The sequence below is a fragment of the Streptomyces sp. NBC_01384 genome (genome assembly GCF_045040035.1).
Taxonomy (GTDB): Bacteria; Actinomycetota; Actinomycetes; order Streptomycetales; family Streptomycetaceae; genus Streptomyces.
The window spans coordinates 3,444,788-3,463,233 of the sequence record NZ_CP109559.1; the positions used below are offsets into that span (position 1 = coordinate 3,444,788).

An 18,446-nucleotide genomic window follows, 5' to 3' on the forward strand; every position below is an offset into this window, starting at 1 on the left:
CACGAGCCGAAAGGAACCGATCACCGATGCGTAGCAGGATGCGAAAGCAATCCGCGGCGGTCGTCGCCACGGTGGCGGCCTCGGCCGCCCTGGCCTTTGCCGCTCCGGCGAGCGCGGCAACCGCCAGCACTCGCTCAGCCCCTCAGCTCTCACCATGGGTGCACGCCAGCCCGGTGGAGTGCGACATCGTCTACGGGGACGGCGCGAACGGGCATCCGGACGACAGCCGCACCCACGCCTACTGCAGCGGCGATGGAGCCGTCACCCTGCACGTGTGGTGCGCGACCACCCCATGGACGGAGGTCGAGCGATCAGCCCACGCCGTCGTCCACGGCTGGGTCGAGCTCTCCCTCGGCTGCGGGGTGTTCAAGACCAACCGCGCCAAGTGGACCAGCCCCTGACCCGCACCGCCGCCCGCATCCACGCGCTCCCCGCCCTGGACAAGGCGGCGGCCAACGGCCTGCCCACCCTGGCCGACAAGGGCTACATCGGTGCCGGGATCGGCATCCTCGTCCCGGTCCGGCGTCCGAAGGGCCGATCCGAACAGGCCCTGCACTCGGACACACGCACCACGAACAACCTGATCAGCGGTGTCCGCGCACTCGGAGAACGCGCTGCCGCCGAGCTCAAGCAGCGCTGGCGCACCCTGCAGCACATCACCCTCAGCCCGAGCCGGATCGGCGACATCGCCCGCGCCGCCCTCGTCCTCAACCGAATCTGGAAATGATCACCGCTGAGAAAACGTCACTGCCGGCCTACTGGCGTCCACGGGCGAGACGAGCCAGGCGCGCGCGGACGCCCTCCGCGTCGCGGTGCTGTAGTTCCTCCAGGATCGCGAGACCGTTCTCCCAGGAGACCCGGGCTGCCTCGGGGTCGCCGAGGGCCAGGTGGGTGTCGCCGATATGAGTGTGAATCTCGGCCTGCAGGAAGTAGTCCCCCAGCGACTGGCGCACTTGTAGGGATTCGTAGTAGGGGGTCAGTGCCTCCTGGTAATTGCCTGTGTTGTAGTAGATGAAGCCGATGCTGTCCAGGATGGAAGCTTCGGCGGGGAGGTTGCCCGAGTCGCGGGAGAGCTCCAGCGCACGACGGCAATACGGGAGAGCCTGCTCGGGTTCGCCGAGAACTGTCAGATACCAGCCGATGAGGTTCAGCGCTATGGCCTGCCCAGAGTGATCGTCGAGGGCCTCGAAGAGTTTCAGGGCCCGCCGCGACTCGGCTACCGCTTCGGTGTGTGCATGCTGCTCGCCGTAGGTGATGGCGATGTCGAGCTGGGTCTTGCCCTGTCGTGTTCGGTCGCCGAGCGCGCCGAACAAGTCGAGCGCGAGACGCAGTTCGGCGTGGGCCTCGGGCTGGCGGCCCTGGGAGCGGTGCACCTGGCCGAGCCAGCGGTGGGCATGTGCCTGGCGGGCGAGGTTCGCGGTGCGCTCGGCGGCAGCCAGGGCGGTCTCGCTGACCCGTTGCCACTGCTGCCACAATCCGGACTTGAGCAGGTAGGACACCTGCGTGCCGGCGAGCTGCCAGGCGTGATCATCGATCCCCCCCTGGTGGGCTCGGGCGACGACCTGCTCGAGTACCGGTTGCTCGTCGTGGTACCAGGCCAGGGCCTGCTGACGGTCGGTGAGGGCCTCGGGCGTCACCCCGGCTGCTGGTGCCCCGAGGTCGAGCGGTGGCCACGAGGTGTCGTCGGCGTAGGCGAGGGAGCCGGCGCGGTTCGCGGTGTGGAGGTAGTGGTCGAGCATGCGTAGCGTCGCCTCGGCCTGTGCCCGCGTGGAATCGTGGGTGGCCACCTGTTCGGCGGCGTAGGCGCGCAGCAGGTCGTGGAAGGTGTACCGGTTGCGGTCCGACGCGGTGAGGAGGTGGGCGCGATGGAGATCGTCCAGGAGGCGGCGGGTGTCGGGGAGCGGCAGGCCGGCGAGGCTTGCGGCTGCGGGCGCGCTGATGTGCGGGCCCGGGTGCAGGCCCAGCAGTCGGAACAGGCGGGCGGCATTCGGGGGCAGGGAACGGTAGGACCAGGAGAGCACCGCGCGGACGTCCGCGCGGTTGTCGCCGGCCGACAGCAGGTCCAGGCGGGCGTGCGTGTCACGCAGTTGACGTGCCCAAACGCTCAGCGGGATGGCAGGCTGGTCGGCCACACGTGCGGCGGCGATGTTAATGGCCAGCGGCAGTCGGGCGCACAGCTCGACCAGCTCGTCGGCCGCTTCCGGATGTACCCGCAGGGGTTCTGTGCCCAGTCGGCGGGCGAGCAGTTCAAGTGCCTCCCCACGGGAGAGTACGTCGAGGGCGAGCGAAACGGCGCCGTCCAGGGCGACCAAGCCGGGCATCCGTTTCCTGCTGGTGACCAGCACGAGGCAGGTGGCAGAGCCGGGCAGCAGCGGGCGGACTTGCTCTGCCTCGCGGGCGTTGTCGAGGATGATCAGGGTTCGGGTGCCCGCCAGTCGGCTGCGGTATAGCGCTAGCTGCCGCTCCGGGTCGGTCGGGATGCGGGGCGCTGGCACGCCGAGCGCTTCCAGGAAGCCGTGGGCGACGTCGACTGCGTCGGCTGGGGGGCCGATGGGATCGAAGCCGCGGAGGTTTGCGAAGAGCTGGCCGTCGGGGAAGTGGTCGGCCACTCGGTGGGCGAAGTGCACGGCCAAGGAGGTTTTGCCTACTCCGGCAGTGCCGGCGATCGCTGATATCACGACTGCACCGCAGCCGGGCATCTGATCGGCTACCAGCGCATCGAGTTCATCCAGTTCACGGACGCGCCCGGTGAAATGCCGTACTGCCGCAGGCAGTTGCTGTGGCACGTCGAGTCCTGTAGCGGTACCCGAGGAGCCCGGGCCAACGGGGGAGGGGCGGCGGGCACCGTCACCGGCCTGTGGGGCCGCTAATGGGGTGGTGGGTTCGCCGGGGACAGCGGCGGGATGCGGGCCTGTGTCCCGTGCTGCCTTCAGCCATTGGGTGCGTGTGTCGGAGTCGACACCGAGCGCTTCGGCGAGGTGAATCACCGAGGACATCCGCGGATGGCGTCGGCCTGCCTCCAGGGCGCGGATCGAACGTGCGGAGACACCCGAGCGTTCCGCGAGGGCGTCCTGGCTCAAGCCCACCGACAGGCGCCGCTCCCGGAGCAGCGCAGCGAAGACAGCCCCCACACGTCCCCCCGGTTCCCCGTGGCGTGCTTGCCCGACGTCCTGCTGATCAGACGAAGTTCGCGCACGAGCCTAACCCGAGCCGCCGCAAGTGTCAGGTTAACGTCAGGTCTACGTCCTGTCCGGTCGGCGGGCGCGGAGGCAGAATGTGTTTCGAACCGCCTGACCTGCAGTCACTCGCACGAACACGGCAGGCGTCGCCTTCCGAGGGGCGGTCGTGATCCGGATACCGGAGCGCGGCAGCGAACCCGTCTGCCGGCGAAGTGAGGGCCAGTCATGGGAAGTATGGGACAGTCGGGCACCGGGCCCGGGCCGATCGCTCCGGATGGAAGCCCCGTGGAGTTCTTTGCGCTCCTGGGGGTCAAGGATGAACCGGCGATCGTGCATTCAGCGATCCCCGCAGGAGCGACGATCCTTGAGTTGGGCGCTGGCGCGGGACGGGTCACTCGCGAGCTCGTTGCGCTCGGACACTCCATGGTGGCAGTGGACGAGTGTCCGGAGATGCTGGAATACGTGGACACTGAGGTCATCTGCGGCCGAATCGAAGACCTTCGACTCGGCCGGAGGTTCGACGCAGTATTGCTCGGATCCTTCCTGCTGAACTCGGCCGACGAAAGCCTTCGCCGTCGTTTCCTGGATACCTGCCGGAACCATCTGCAGCCGGATGGCGCGCTCCTCATCCGCCGCACTGTGCCACATCGTCTGCCGGGTGCCGGGTCCACCGGAAGCGGTAGCGCGATGATTTCTGTTGCCGACGTCCGCCGCGCCGCTGAGAACCTGGTTGTTGCCACGCTCGAATACCGGATGGCCGGCCGGGTCTGGACGCACACGATCACGAACCACGAGCTCGACGACGAGCAGCTTGTCGTCTGCCTACGCGAGGCGGACCTGGAGTTCGACGCCTTCCTGACCGAGGACCGGACCTGGGTTCGCGCAAGACCCTGCTCCTGACCGGCCGTTGACGAATGCTCTATCGCTCTCACGGAATCCAGCGATGCCATCCTGGCACGGCAAAAACGGGGTCGGTGTTACCAGGTCCGGATCCGTGAGTCCGCTACAACGGAAACTCATCAGGGAGTTGTTCGATGGGTGTGAGCTACCAGAGACAGCTTGAGTGCGACCCCTTCGAGTACATCAAGGAACTTCGTCACCGCAGTTCATCGGGCGTGTTCCGTCTGCCCTGGGGCGGCTGGTGCGTGAGTGACGCCGACCTGGCACGAGTACTGCTGCGCGACCCGGAGTTCAACGCCGGCATGTCGGGCTTCTTCGGGGATCTGCTGCCGACCCGTTCTGCACAAGTCGATGTCGGCCACGCGGTCCGAGACCTCCTGCGAGCCCACGTGTCAGAGTACCGTGGGGCACTCGTCACCGAAGTAGCTCGACTGCCGAAGGCCAGCCCGTGGCCGACCACTGCGACCGACCTTGTGTATCGTGGTTTGGCAGAGCTGCTATTGACCCCGGATACCCCGTCTCAAGTCCGGCGCCTAATGGACAAGGCTGTACATGGCGGCGTCGTCTTTCGAGCACCACACGCGTGGCAACGGGCGCGTGCGGAAGTGCTACGTGCCAAGCTTATCGCAACGATCACCGAGCAAGTCGGATATCGTCGAGGAAACCGATCCGGCGATTCCCGCGATGTACTTGACGCAGTGCTCGGCGCGTGTCCGAACGAACTGACGGACCGGAAAGTGGCCGAGGTATTCCTTGTCATGTACCGTTCGATCGTGGCGCCCGTCAGTGCCTCGCTGGCGTGGTCGGTTCTACTGGCCAATTCACATCATGAGTCGGACTCGCCGCCGCCATGGCCAGCAGACTGGATCGTTCGTGAATCGCTAAGGCATTGCCCGATGGTGTGGATGGTCGGCCGCCGCGTCCACCATCCCACTGAATTCGGCGGTATCCGATTCCAGACGGGCGACATCCTCTCGGTCAGCCCCTACCTGCTGCACCACGGCCAACAAGGCTGGCCCGACCACGACGTGTTCCGCCCCGAGCGCTGGGCGGAACCGGGACAGCGCGGGCCCTACATACCGTTCGGCGCAGGCCCTTTCACCTGCGCCGGCGCAGCGGTGGCACACCTGTTGATGACCGAAGCGCTGACCGCGCTCACCAGCGACACCCGCCTGACCATCGTTGGCGGCGACCTGCGCCCCGTCATGGTCGAGGGCGCCGTCCCTCGACCCTTCACCGTCCACCGCATCGCAAGACAGGTCAACGACACCGAAGGGAGGTGAACGAACATGGCTGCTGCGCTGCACCGCGTCCTCAACCGGAAGCCCGCCCTGAAGTGGGAGTGGCGATAACCATCCAGTGGTGAGCTGCTCCTCGTGGGCTCACACGGCGAATTTCCCCGTGTGAGCCCACCGGTCATCGCACCGGAGCGGACGGGCGGCCAGTGGCTCCTGGGCCGCCAGGACAGCGAGGACCTGGCGCTGGGTGGGGCTGCACGGTGAAGCCCGGCTTCACGAGGCTGCTGCGGCTGCGGGCCGGGCAAGTGGGACGCGCTGCTCCCGGGCGAACCGTCCGGTGGCCGTGCCGACCCCGCCCGCGGCGGCCGACACTGAAGTTCACCGCCGAAGACCGGGCCTTCCTCACCGCACTACTGCAGCCACTGCCCCGCAAGGTACTGCGCCGGCTGCGGCTGATCGTCCGACCGGACACCATCCTGCGCCGGCACCGCGACCTGATGAGACAACGACACGCGAACGCCGGGTGACCTTGATGGAGGTCGGGCTGGCGCCGGTGGTGGCGGTGTAGACGGTGGTTGTGACGTGGCCGTCGGCGTCGGTCTCGGTGAGTTCGCGGGGCGAACTCCCGCTCGACCAGTCCTCGCAGCCGGGCCAGGGCCGTGTCGGCCTGTTTCCCTCGACCGTTGAGCGCCTTGCCGTCGCGTCCCGTTGTTCCCCCTTCGCCACGCGGCGGAACGCTGGGTACCGGGGCAGTCTCAGCACAAGATACGGCCCGCGTGCAAGTGAGCCGGAGGAATTACGCCGAGCGGCCGGGCCGAGGGCTCCAGGCTGCCAGAATGGCCGGGTCAGCTGTTCGGCGTACGGTGGCGGGCAGGCATCGTGCCCGGGGCGTACGTCTCCGACGAGTGGGAAGCCCTCAGTCCATGACCGCCCAGCGCAGCTCCGCCGAGCGCACCCCTTCTGTCCACCAGCTCAAGGTCCAACTGGAGGGGATGAAACCTCCGCTGTGGCGGCGGCTGGTGGTGCCCTCTGACCTCACTCTGGGGTCGCTGCACAACGTGATCCAGGTGGCGTTCGGCTGGCAGGACATGCACCTGCACGCCTTCGAGGACAGATCTGGCGGGCGGTACGCTCCGCCGGACGGCTTCGGTATCCCGGCCCTCGACGAGGAGCAGGCCACTGTCGCGGACGTCCTGCCGCGCGCCGGCGACCGCATGGACTACACCTACGACTTCGGCGACGACTGGCTGCACCGGATCACGGTGGAGGCGGTACGTCCCGCCCAAGAGGGCGAGGGGGAGCGTGCGGTGTGCACGGGCGGGCGGCGGGCCATGCCGGCCTCCGAGGACCTCGGTGGCGTGTGGGGGCTGGCCGAGCTGCTGGAGCGGTACGAGGACGGGGAACGCCCGAGCCGCACGGTCGTCCGGCACGGCGGTGAGGAGTGGACGGAGTACGACGGCCTGCACGACGAGGTGCTGGCCGACCTGTACGAGGAGGGCTTCGACCCGGCGGCCTTCGACCCCGCCGCGCTCACTCGGGCGCTCGCGCAGGTGCGGCTGCGGCGGGATGGGGGCACCTCCCACGCCCTTAAGGCAGTGGGGGAGGGCACGCGGCGGAAGAGGCGCGGCGAGAAGGGCGAGCGCCAGGCCCCGCCGGGAACGTACCGCTGCGAGTGCGGCGGTCTGCACCCTGTCCCGGCCACCGCTGGGCCGTACCCCGGGCCCGACGGCGCGGCCTCGCTCGCCGACGTCGGCGATGGGGGTCCCCCCGCGCGAGCGAATTCGAGCGTGGGGGAGGACGAAGAGGAGTCGCTGTCCGGCCTCTTCGGCGCCGCCGACATCCGGCTGCCGGCCGTGCGGCTGCCCGGCGAGGCGGAGCTGGCCCGCGCGGTGCGCGAGGTGCCCGCCTTCATGGCGGCGGTGCGGCTCGGGCACTGGTGCGGCGGAGAAAGTAGGGCCCGAAGGGCTTCCGCGGAAGGGTGGTGGCGGGATGGGGGCACCTCCCACGCCCTTGAGGCAGTGGGGGCGGGCGGGCGGGAGCTGACCCCGAAGGGGCTGCTGCGTCCGAAGCTCGCCCGGCAGGCCGTGGAGGAGGCCGAGCTGTGGCGCATCGACCCCGAGGAGTGGGGCGATCCCAAGGAGCGGGCGGCGCGGCTGGCGAAGATCCGCAGCGCGGGCGACATGGAGCTGCTGGACCTGCCCTGGGAATGGGCGCTGAACTGTGGCTTCGTCGAGGTGGAGGGCAACCGCGCGTACGCCGGCGACGAGCTGCCGGACGAGGACGACGACGCGGCGCTGCTGACCGCCTGGCAGGGGGCGGTGGCCGGCGCGGCGATCGAACTCTCCCTCACCTTCCCCGTGTTGGACGGGCCGCTGGGTGAACTGTCCCCGCTGCGGGAGCTGACCGACGAGGCGCCGCCGCTGGCGTTCCTGATGCTGCTCGCCGCGTACGGGCTGCCCGACGGGGAGTGGCTGGATGTCGCCGACCACCTCACCGGCGGTCTGGAGGGGCTGCCCGAGGGCCCGGCCCGACAGCTGGTGTCGGCGCTCCTCGCCGAGCAGTACGACGACACCGCCGGGACACTGGAGCTGTTCGGCGCCGCCGAGCGCGAAGGCCAGGAGCCTCCCCCAGTGCCCGAAAGGGCCTGGGAGGTACCCCCAGCGGGCGCCGCCCTCGCCCTGCTGTTCGACGGCGGCGGTCACGACCTGCTGCCCGCCGACCGCTTCCGGCTCACGGCGCTGGGCCGCTCCGGCCTGCGCGCGCTGCTGGCAGCGGCGGGCATCCCGGCCCCGCTGATCGGCTCGCTCGCCGCGGCGGACGCCCGCGAGCTGCTGACCGCGCTCCCCTCGTACCCCTCCGAGGCGGACGCGGCGGCGGAGGTGGCGGGCTGGCTGGCGGCGCGCTCCCCGGCGGACGCGGCGGTGCAGGTGGTGGACGCCTGCGACGGTACGGAGCCGGCCGACGCGCTGCGCCGCCTCGAGGCCCCGCGCGTGCTGGCCGCCGTACTGGAAGCGGACGGGGGCGGCCGGGCGAAGGCGGTGCTGCGCAAGGCCGCCGTCTCCCAGGTCACCGGCTGCGCGCACGCGGCGGCTTCGATGCTGCGCCGGATCGGTGAGCCCGCCGAGGGGGAAGCGGCGTGGGGCTTGGAGTGGATGCTGGTGGACGGCGCGCTGCCGTTCGCCGCGACGGGCGAACAGGCGCTGCGCGAAAGGCTGCTGGCGGGCCCCGCGGACGGGAAGCGTCCGCTCGACCAGGTGGCCGAGCGCGCCGACGACCTGTGGCGGGCCGGCCACCCGCACGCCGGCGAGGTGCTCGGCGCGTTGGCCGACGCCGTCAAGCCCGTCGACAAGGCCTTGGCCAAGCGGCTGCGGAAGACCGCGTTCAAGGCGGGGAGCGCCACGTGAGCCGACTCGTCAGGGAGATCACCGCCGAGGCCGCGCCGCTCGCGGACCCCACTGCCGCCGTCTGGGCGTGCGAGCACCTCGCCACCGGCGGTTGGGCAGCCGTGTTCGCGCCGGCCGAGCCGGGGCTGCCGACCCGGCTCGGCCGGCTGGTGCTCTACCGGCCCTCCGCCGGTGCCCGCCTTGTACCCGCCTCGGTCGCCGTGCCGGAGGCGGTGGAGCGGGTCCGGCTCGAACTGGTCCTGCCGCACGGCGGCGGGGTGCGCACCCGCACCGTCGAGGGGTGGGCGCTCGGCCCCGGCGGTGCGCTCGCCCTCCTGCTCGACCTGCCCGAGGCCGCCGTACATCCGTCGCTCGCCGCGTGGGCGGCCGTCGCCCGCCGCGCCCTGGAGCTGCTGGGCGAGGGGCGCCTGTATCCGGCGCTGACCTCCGACACGTACGCCACCTGGCGCTTCGGGCCGCCCGGCGCGCGTGGCAAGCGGGACCTGGACGCGCTGGCCGCCGCCCTGCCCCCGTACGCCCACAATCTCCCCGCGCCCCAGGCGGACGACCGGACACCGCGGATCGCCGAACCTGCCGACCTGGTACGAGAGTTCTGCGACGCGCTCGCGGACGCCCTGCCCCGCACTCCGGCCGCCGGCTGGGCCACGCCCGGCAACCCGTACGCCGACCGCGCGACCGCCCTGCACCCGCACCTGGCAGGGTGGGCTGCCGAGGCGGCGGCCGAGCGGGCCGCACAGGTCAGTGTGGAGCTGCGGGTCGAGCCTCCGGGCGGGCGGCGCCGCGCCTTCCGTGCAGTGCCGCAGCTGCGGACCGCGGCCGACCCGTCGCTGGTGCTGGACGCCGCCGAGTTGTGGGCCGACCCGGTCCGCGCGCAGCGCCTGCTCGGCCCGCATGCCGAGGCGGAGGCGCTGCTCGCGCTGCGCCGCGCCGCACGCGCCTGGCAGCCCCTGACCCGTCTGCTCGCCGAAGCCACACCCAGCGCGCTCAGCCTCGACGACGAAGAGGCCATGGAACTGCTGGGGGACGCCACCGACGCGCTGCGCACAGCGGGCGTGCGGGTGCACTGGCCGCGCGAGCTGGTCAAGGCCCTTGAGACACGGGCGGAGATCGGGGCGGCCACCGCGCCCGGCGCGACCGTGGACACCCTGCTGGGCAAAGACGCCCTGCTCGACTTCTCCTGGCATGTCGCGCTCGGCGGCCAACAGCTCACCGAAGCCGAACTCGACCAGCTCGCCGAGGCCCGCCGCCCGCTGGTCAAGCTGCGCGACCAGTGGGTCGTCGCCGACCCGAAGCTGGTGGCCCGCCTCAAGCGGCAGCGCAGCCGCGAACTCGCCCCGCTGGACGCGCTCCAGGCGGTGCTGACCGGTGAGGTGGAATGGGACGGCGAGCGCGTCGCGGTGGAAGCGGTCGGCGCCTTCGGTGAACTGGTCGCCGGGCTGCGCAACCCTGAGGGCCGTGCCCCCGTCCGCGTACCGGAGGGCCTGACCGCCACCCTGCGCGACTACCAGAAGCGTGGCCTGGCCTGGCTGGCGGACATGACCCGCCTGGCGCTCGGCGGGATCCTCGCCGACGACATGGGCCTCGGCAAGACCGTCACCCTGCTCGCCCTCCACCTGCACCGCCAGGAGCAGCCCGACACCGCAGGCCCCGCCCTCGTGGTCTGCCCGGCCTCGTTGCTCGGCAACTGGCAGCGCGAGGCCGCCCGCTTCGCCCCCGCCGTCCCGGTACGCCGCTACCACGGCGGCGAGCGCACTCTCGACCATCTCGCCGGGGACGAGCTCGTCCTGGTCACCTACGGAGTGCTGCGCCGGGACCGGGAGCGGCTCGCCACCGTCAAGTGGTCGCTCGTCACCGCCGACGAGGCCCAGCACGTCAAGAACCCGTACGCCACCACCGCCCGCGAGCTGCGCGCGCTGCCCGCCCGCGCCCGCGTAGCGCTCACCGGCACTCCGGTGGAGAACAACCTCTCCGAGCTGTGGGCACTGCTCGACTGGACCACCCCGGGTCTGCTCGGCCCGTTGTCCGCCTTCCGCGACCGTTTCGCGAAGGCCATCGAGCGCGGCGCGCTCGGCGCGGAGGTCGGTGAGGAAGCCGCCGATCAGGCCCGGCGGGCCGGCGAGCAACTCACCCGTCTCACCCGCCCGTTCCTGCTGCGCCGCCGCAAGTCCGATCCCGGCATCGCCCCCGAGCTCCCGGCCAAGACGGAGACCGACCACCCCGTCACCCTCACCCGCGAGCAGGCCGCCCTGTACGAGGCGCAGGTGCGCGAGACCATGGCCCGGATCGAGAAGGCGGACGGCATCGCCCGCCGAGGACTGGTGCTGGGGCTCCTCACCGCGCTCAAGCAGATCTGCAACCACCCCGCCCACTACCTGCGCGAGACCGGACCGCTGGCCGGCCGCTCGGGCAAGCTGGATCTCCTCGACGAACTCCTCGACACGGTGGCCGCCGAGGATGAGGGCGCCCTGGTCTTCACCCAGTACACGCAGATGGGCCGGCTCCTGGAGCGGCACTTCGCCCACCGCGGCATCCGCGCCCGCTACCTGCACGGCGCCACCCCCGTACCCCGGCGCGAAGAGATGGTCGCCGCCTTCCAGGACGGCGAGTTCCCCGTCTTCCTGCTCTCCCTGAAAGCCGCCGGCACCGGCCTCAACCTCACCCGCGCCACCCACGTGATCCACTACGACCGCTGGTGGAACCCCGCCGTCGAGGACCAGGCCACCGACCGCGCCTACCGCATCGGCCAGGACCGTCCCGTCCAGGTCCACCGGCTCACCACGCAGGGCACCGTCGAGGACAAGGTCGCCCGCCTGCTCGGCGCCAAGCGCGCCCTCGCGGACCAGATCGTCGCCTCCGGCGAGACCGCCCTGACCGAACTCTCCGACGCCGACCTCGCCGACCTCGTCGCACTGTCCCACGGAGCCGACGCATGACCCCCGCACGCAAGGCCCCCCGCACCGGCAGCCGCGCCTTCGCCGCCACCTGGTGGGGCCAGGCCTGGGTGGACGCCCTGGAGGCCTCCACCCTCGACGCCGGCCGCCTCTCCCGCGGTCGCACCTACGCCCGCAAGGGCATGGTCGGCCCGGTCACCGCCGCCCCCGGCGTGCTACGCGCCGAGGTCGAGGGCAGCGCCCCCTGGCCGTACGACGCCGCGGTCCGCCTGCGCGTCCTCACCGACGCCCAGTGGGACGCCCTCCTCGACGCCATCGCCGCGCAGGCCGGCCGCACCGCCGCCCTCCTCGACGGCGAGATGCCCACCGACCTCGTCGACGACGCCCGCGCCGCCGGCGTCCCCCTCCTGCCCGAACCGGCCGAACTCGACCCGGAGTGCTCCTGCCCCGACTGGGGCTACCCCTGCAAGCACGCCGCCGCCCTGTGCTACGCCACCGCCACCCAACTCGACGACGACCCCTTCTGGCTCCTCACCCTCCGCGGGCGCACCAAGGACGCCGTCCTCGCCGCACTGCGCACCCGCCGCCAGGCCCTCACCAACGCCCCATCGCAAACCGGCGGCACGCCCCGCGGCCAGGGCGTGCCCGCCCGCGACGCGTTCGCCTCCTGGAACGGCGTTTTCACCCCACCCGCCCCCGAGACGGCCGAGAGCACGCCGGACGAACCCGAAGCGGCCTCTTCCCCCCTCACCACCGCGCCTCCCCCCGGCGCCCCCTTCACCCTCGACGACCTCGAGACGCTCACCCGCGACACCGCTCAACGTGCCCGTCGCCTCGCCGCCGGGCACACCGCCTCGCTCACCTGCACACCTCTGGAGGACGCCGTACGCCTCGCCGCGTCCGGCGTCAGCGAGGGCTGGTTCCACCAGCTCGTACGCGCCACCGGCCTGCCTCCGCTCGACTTCGCACGCCTGGTCCGTGCCCTGCGCCACGGCGGACCCGCCGGCGTGGCCGTCGCCCGCGCACCCCTCACCCCCGACCCCGCCGCCATGGCCGCCGCCCGCACCGCCCTCGCCGACCCCGACACCGCGGACGACACCGTCGGCACCATGCGGCTGCGCGCCTGGCGCAACCGCCTCACCGCCGATGACGAGGGCGTCCAGATCCGCCTCGGCCCCGACAACCGCTGGCACCCCTACGCCCAGGAAGGCCGCGGCGGCGAATGGTGGCCCTGCGCCCCCGCCACGGCCGACCCCGTCGCCGCCCTCCTCGCAGCCCACACCGCCGTCGCACCGTCCTGACGCGGCACCACCACCGTCTGAGCCGGTGCGGGCCCGTGCCGCGTCGGCCGCCGGCCGATCAAAGGGCTTCCCATGGACAGTGCGGGTGCCGATACATCATCCGCCCAGGTCACAGCTTTGATTGGCGATCTCCGATACAACTGCCGGCCGCCTCGCTGTCTTCACCTCGACAGAGGCGGACGGCATCATGATCGGTCGTGCTGCTGCGCCTCGAACTCGCGCACACGCAAGCCGTGGCCCGCGCCTACCGTCAAGTCAACAGCGCCTCGGCCCAGATCGACCAGTGCAACCCGGCATTCGCCGGTATTCCGGCCGACCGTCCGCGTCAAGCATTGATCGTCACCCTTGAGCCGTTCCCATCGCCAACGCCAACCTGCCCCACGTGGACCTACCCGTCCCCGATATCCCAACCACGGTCGTCGGCGCCCAGGAGTTCGAACGCCTGGTGACCTTGACCGACACCACTCCCAGCTCGCTGCTCCTGGAACGCGCGGCTGACCCCCAACGCTCCACTTGGGCGCTCAATGAATGCCTCACGGGACACGCGGGTGCCCGCAACCCGGTCCTCGATCAGGGATGGGCGTCCTATCCGTGGGCGACAGCCCGGCTGCCATCCGCCCCCGATGGGCTATAGGTCCCTACACCGCGAGTCCCCGTACAGGTTTGGTCACTCTTGGCTGCCCTTCGGGAGGCGTGGCGGGTCAGTGTTCTCACTGAGACTGGGCGGGACGAATTGGGCATGCTTTGAGCGCAGGTATTCCACTCCGTCATCGTGATTGACTCGGCAGTCCGCGAGATGCCCTCAGCGCGTGTACGGATCGGCCAGCGGCAGCGGCGTCCGAGCTGCTTCCAGGGCTGGCTCCGGAAAGGCGGGGCCGGCGGTGTAGAAGCGGGCACGGGTACGGCCGACCGGTGTCAGGACGCCTGCCGCGACCAGGTCCCGCAGGTCGCGTTGAGCCCGCTGCAGGCTCAGATCCTCCGCTCGTTCGTAGCGTGTACGACGCACCCGCCCGGACATCGCCACGTCATGCAGAGCGGAAACCACCCTCTCCTCCAGCCCCCGGACCTCCGCGAACTCACCGAGCAGAAGCCACACCCGACTCGAACGATCCAAGCGACTGCGTACGGTCTGCGCCTGCTGGTGGTACGCGGTGAGGTTGAAACGGACCCAGTCAGAGACGTCCTGGTCGGGGCGGTAGGTGGCCCCCCGGCGCTGCAACTCGCGGTAGTACTCCCAGGTATTGCCGGGGCGCCCCAGCCAAGCCTCGATCGAGGAGAACTCGGAGGCCAGTTCTCCCTCTCTCGCGATCATGAGTGTTTGGAGGGACCGGGACATGCGGCCGTTTCCATCCGCCCACGGATGGATGGAAACGAGATGCAGATGCGCCATGGCGGCCCGTACCAGCGGGTGGCTGCCATCGTCCGTGTTCAGCCACTCGACCAGTTCACCCGTCAACGCAGGCACATCGGCCGCGTCCGGCGCCGTGTATGCCGCGATACTGGGGTCGCGAGCGTCCGTCACGTACACCGCTCCGCGCCGCCACTGCCCGGCCGGCTTGCGCGGGGTGTGCCGGTGTCCCTGCAGCATCCAGTGGAGCGAGTTGAGCAACTCCTTGCTGTAACGGAAGTCCGCGACATCGTGCAGTGTCTGGATGTAGGTCATCATTCGCTGACAAGCGAGCGTCTCCTCGCGGTCCTCCTCGGAGACGTCGACATCCCTCTCGCCCTCCAGAAGGTCCTCGACGTCGACGGTGGACACTTTGAAGCCCTCGATCGAGTTGGAGGCCGCCACCGCATCCGCCGTCAAGAACTTACGCAGCCCTTCGGTCCACTTCGCCGGAGTGGACCGGACCTGCAGGCGCAACGAGTGACGAAGATCGTCGATCTCACCGAGAACACGCTGATCCTCGGCGCTGAGAGCAGGCGTGGGGAAGAGCATGCCCACACCATAGAATGACGCAAACATTACGTCAATGCGTCAGCATCCGCCGACAGTCCGGCGTCAAGTCTGCACGAGAACGACGAAGTGGCCGAGCCCGCGAGAGGGCTCGACCCCGAATCCACACGTCAAACCAATCGCATTAACGTACAGCAATGCGATAATCACACATTGAAGCGGAATGCCTGAGCCCCGATCCTGACCTGCGGCGAAGCTTCGCCCAGGCCGCCGACCTGGGATTTCACCGTTTGGTCGCGTTGGCCCCCGACGAGCGTTTACGACCGTCCTGCGGACTGTCTGCGGACCGGGCAGCCTCCCGCAAGGGGGAGGTGGAGCGCGCCGAGCCGCCTCCCCCGCGCTGCCATGACTATTCGCACCCACAGAGTTACGACCATCGGTAGGATCGACACCATGAGCAGTAGCAGAAAGTACTCCATCAGTCTGCCCGAGGACCTTGCCGAGGCCGTACGCGCCCATGTCGGGCCCGGCGGCTTCTCCGCCTACGTCGCCGAAGCCCTGGAACAACGGGTCGCCATGGACAAGCTTCGGGAGATCGTCGCCGACTTCGAGACCGACAACGACGAGCTCACCCGCGAGGAGGTCGAGGCCGCCCGCGCGCTGCTGCGCCATGACCACCGACAGGTCGGCGGTGCCGCCGCCTGATGCCTGGCACCCTGCTGCTCGACAGCGAAGGACTCTCCAAGCTCTACCGCAAGGACCGCACCGTCGTAGCTCTGGTCCAGGCAGCATCAGAGGAAGGCGTCCGCGTGGCCACCAGCGCCATGACCACTCTTGAGGCCGATTACGAGCGGATCCACCCGGCCCGCATCAAGTGGGTCCTCTCCCGCGTCGACGTTCACGACGTCACCAGAGAGGTCACCGACGAAGCCGCCGCCCTCCTTCGCGCCCATCATCTCCACGGCCACAAGTACGCCATCGACGCCGCCTTCGCCGTCATCGCCCGCAACGCGCCCCAGCCGGTCACCGTCCTCACTTCCGACCCCCAGGACCTGACTCTCCTGTGCGGCCCTTCCGTAGAGGTCGTCAAGGCCTGAAGCACCGGCCACAGCCACGCCAACCAGGTCGGCCGTCAGCCACAGCCCTTCGCGGACTCCGACCGACTGCCCGTCGCTTTAGCGACGGGCAGTTGACGTGACGCCACATGAACCAGCCCAACGGTCATGTCATGCCGGGAACTTGACCGTCTTGTCGGCGGACTCGGCCGGCTCCTCCCGGCGGCGCTTGAGGGACGGCAGCGCGGGCGGGGTGAGGAAGCCCTCGGCACGGGCGCTGGCGATGCCGATGCGCGGGAGGTCGCTGCTTTTGGCGAACAGCAGGAAGCGGGGCTCCCAGACCGGCCGGTACTTGGCGTTGGCGCGGTAGAGGGACTCGATCTGCCACCAACGTGAGAAGAAGGTGAGGATCGAACGCCACAGCCGCAGGAAGGGCCCGGCACCGAGGCGGGCGCCGCGCTCGAAGACCGAGCGGAACATCGCGAAGTTCAGCGACACCCGCTCGACGCCGAGCTCTTGGGCTCGCAGTAGCAGCTCGACGACCATGAACTCCATCAGGCCGTTCTCGGAGTCGCGGTCCCGGCGCATCAGGTCCAGGGACAGGCCCTGCTCGCCCCACGGCACGAAGCTGAGCAGCGCCCGCGGCCGGTCGTCGCCGTCCCGGCACTCCAGCATTCCGCAGCGCCCGTCGCCCGGGTCGCCGAGGCGGCCCAGCGCCATGGAGAAACCGCGCTCGGTCGCGCCGTCGCGCCACTGGTCGGCCAGCTCGATCAGGGTGGCCATCTCGTCGTCCGGGATGTCCTCGTGGCGGCGGATGCGCACGGTGTAACCGGCTCGGCGGACCCGGTTGTGAGCCTGCCGTACGCCGCGCATCGCGCGGCCTTCGAGGGTGAAGTCGGCGACGTCGACGATGGCCTCGTCGCCCAGCTCCAGGGCGTCCAGGCCGTGCCGGGCGTAGATCGTGCCGGCCTCCTCGCTGGCGCCCATCACGGCCGGCGTCCAGGCATGCCGGCGGGCCTCAGCGAGCCAGGCATCGATGGCGCCGGGCCAGGCCTCGGGGTCGCCGATCGGGTCGCCGGAGGCGAGGCTGACCGCGCCGACGGCGCGGTAGGCGATGGCGGCCTTGCCGGTCGGGGACCAGATGACGGCTTTGTCGCGGCGCAGCGCGAAGTAGCCGAGCGAGTCACGGGCACCGTACTTGTCCAGCAGGGCGCGCAGCCGCTGCTCGTCCTCGGCGGTCTGCAGCTCGCGGCCGCGCGGGGAGCGGAAGCAGGCGTACAGGACGAGCAGGAAGGTCGCGGCGATCAGGACGTTGATGACGATGTCCACCCAGCGCGGGGCGTGCACAGCGTCGACGCGATCGGCGAGGGGGCCGACGCTGACGCCGCGCAGCAGCGTGTAGGCAATCTTGTCGAACAGCGTGGCGCCGTACAGCTTGTTGGTGGCGCTGACCAGCAGGGTGCCGATCGAGCCGCTCACCAGGATGCCGCCCGCGAAGACCGCCACCGCCAGCTTCGGGTTGGTTCGGTCGCCGACGGCGATGAACTCCTGGCGCCCGATCAGCAGCGCGGCCACGAACAGGCCGGTGAGCAGGGCGGAGACCCAGTTGAAGACGTGCCTGTTGTACGGGTCCTGGGTGAGCGCGAGGACGTACAGCGCGAACAGCGGCCCCGCGAGGCACATGTTGAGGACCCAAGCGGCCCGTTTCCTGCGCCGCATCACCAGGGCGAAGAAAATGGCGAGCACGGCTGACACGAGACCCGCGGTGGTCAGGTACGGCGTGAAGAACGCCCCCGCGTGGTGCAGATGGTGCCGTTGCCCTGCGTAGATCCGGCCGGTGTTGTGCTCGTTCACCGCCCGCCTGAACGGCACCGACAGTACCGCGACTATGTTGAGCACGGCGACCAGCCGCAGATACCACACAGTGGCCGCGGCGGCGCGGGCGCGCAGCTTCGGCCCAGGTGTGGGGAGCGGCGACTCACGGCGCGGGCCGCGCTGCGGGGGGATGAGGACGGACTGCTGAGCGGGCATGGTGACACGTCACCTTGAGGTCTGCCGGTGGGACCGGCGCGGTCGGGAACGGGCAGCCGGATGCGCGGTACGTCGCGGGCCCTCGTCGCTGCCCCTATGACCTGTACGGTAACTGAACCCGGAGACGCACTGGAATGCGTGTGCGGCGGCTTACTCCGGTCTTACTCGGGCGCGGAGGGCGTACGGCCAGCCCCCCGCAGGGCGGCTCCGAAGAGCCAAGCGAAGCCGACCCGGGTTCCTGGCGGCGTTGCTGCACCGCCTGCCCTCGGAGGTGCTGCGCAGAGAAGCAACTGGTTGGAGCTGTTCATCAAACGGATCTGGCGCAGAGTCGGCATGAGGGTGACGCCGATGGCGGTCATCGAGAGGGGCAGTGTCACCGCGTTGACGAGCAGCGTCTCGGTGGCCCTGTTGATGTGGTGGACGAGTACCGGCGGGCAGCCCGACGAGGCGCACCTTCTCGGCCGCCGGCGCGGCCAGTTCCTCCAGCAGCTCGCTGGACGGGCCGTTCGCGGATACTGGCACCGACTTCACGTCGGTATCGCGTGAGCGA

At 70.5% G+C, this 18,446-nt stretch carries 12 protein-coding genes and 1 pseudogene; 10 read left to right on the plus strand and 3 right to left on the minus strand.

The window, feature by feature from the left end; genetic code table 11:
- Positions 1-38: 38 nt before the first annotated feature.
- Together OG747_RS15610 and OG747_RS15615 are read left to right on the plus strand one after the other, a co-directional pair.
- Positions 39-401 carry a hypothetical protein gene (locus OG747_RS15610; protein ID WP_405879939.1) on the plus strand — a complete coding sequence of 121 codons (363 nt, stop codon included), beginning with the start codon at positions 39-41 and terminating at the stop codon, positions 399-401.
- A 26-nt stretch (positions 402-427) separates the two neighbouring features.
- A pseudogene (locus OG747_RS15615) lies at positions 428-727 on the plus strand (transposase family protein); the annotation flags it as partial.
- A gap of 28 nt (positions 728-755) precedes the next feature.
- On the opposite strand, the gene OG747_RS15620 reads toward OG747_RS15615, so the two are convergent.
- Entirely contained in the window at positions 756-3,131 is a 2,376-nt protein-coding gene (locus OG747_RS15620; protein WP_405879940.1) for an ATP-binding protein, read from the minus strand.
- Between the two features lie 333 nt (positions 3,132-3,464).
- Here OG747_RS15620 and OG747_RS15625 point away from each other — a divergent pair, with 333 nt between their 5' ends.
- From OG747_RS15625 to OG747_RS15645, 5 genes are all read left to right on the plus strand, one after another.
- Complete coding sequence (locus OG747_RS15625; RefSeq protein ID WP_405879941.1) at positions 3,465-4,079, plus strand: class I SAM-dependent methyltransferase; 615 nt, start codon at positions 3,465-3,467, stop codon at positions 4,077-4,079.
- Positions 4,080-4,213: 134 nt separating this feature from the next.
- Positions 4,214-5,362: a cytochrome P450 gene (locus tag OG747_RS15630; RefSeq protein ID WP_405879942.1), complete on the plus strand. Its 1,149-nt coding sequence runs from the start codon at positions 4,214-4,216 to the stop codon at positions 5,360-5,362.
- Between the two features lie 878 nt (positions 5,363-6,240).
- Positions 6,241-8,721: an IS1096 element passenger TnpR family protein gene (locus OG747_RS15635; protein WP_405879943.1), complete on the plus strand. Its 2,481-nt coding sequence runs from the start codon at positions 6,241-6,243 to the stop codon at positions 8,719-8,721.
- Positions 8,718-11,654 (plus strand): DEAD/DEAH box helicase, encoded by a 2,937-nt coding sequence (locus tag OG747_RS15640; RefSeq protein WP_405879944.1) that lies wholly within the window; start codon positions 8,718-8,720, stop codon positions 11,652-11,654. The genes OG747_RS15635 and OG747_RS15640 overlap by 4 nt, the downstream gene beginning before the upstream one ends.
- A complete protein-coding gene (locus OG747_RS15645) occupies positions 11,651-12,913 on the plus strand; it encodes an SWIM zinc finger family protein (RefSeq protein WP_405879945.1) in 1,263 nt (420 codons plus the stop codon). The genes OG747_RS15640 and OG747_RS15645 overlap by 4 nt, the downstream gene beginning before the upstream one ends.
- A gap of 802 nt (positions 12,914-13,715) precedes the next feature.
- On the opposite strand, the gene OG747_RS15650 is transcribed toward OG747_RS15645, so the two are convergent.
- Positions 13,716-14,852, minus strand: a complete 1,137-nt coding sequence (locus OG747_RS15650) for a Fic family protein (protein ID WP_405879946.1) — start codon at positions 14,850-14,852, stop codon at positions 13,716-13,718.
- 411 nt (positions 14,853-15,263) lie between these two features.
- Here OG747_RS15650 and OG747_RS15655 point away from each other — a divergent pair, with 411 nt between their 5' ends.
- Positions 15,264-15,515 (plus strand): hypothetical protein, encoded by a 252-nt coding sequence (locus tag OG747_RS15655; RefSeq protein WP_073946283.1) that lies wholly within the window; start codon positions 15,264-15,266, stop codon positions 15,513-15,515.
- Positions 15,515-15,907: a DNA-binding protein gene (locus OG747_RS15660; RefSeq protein ID WP_405879947.1), complete on the plus strand. Its 393-nt coding sequence runs from the start codon at positions 15,515-15,517 to the stop codon at positions 15,905-15,907. Before OG747_RS15655 ends, OG747_RS15660 begins: the two co-directional genes overlap by 1 nt.
- A 129-nt stretch (positions 15,908-16,036) precedes the next feature.
- Here the strand turns inward: OG747_RS15660 and OG747_RS15665 are convergent, their stop codons facing one another.
- Positions 16,037-17,896, minus strand: coding sequence for a phosphatidylglycerol lysyltransferase domain-containing protein (locus OG747_RS15665; protein WP_405879948.1), 1,860 nt, complete (start codon positions 17,894-17,896; stop codon positions 16,037-16,039).
- Between the two features lie 348 nt (positions 17,897-18,244).
- Here OG747_RS15665 and OG747_RS15670 point away from each other — a divergent pair, with 348 nt between their 5' ends.
- Positions 18,245-18,442, plus strand: a complete 198-nt coding sequence (locus tag OG747_RS15670) for a hypothetical protein (protein ID WP_405879949.1) — start codon at positions 18,245-18,247, stop codon at positions 18,440-18,442.
- Positions 18,443-18,446: the final 4 nt, after the last annotated feature.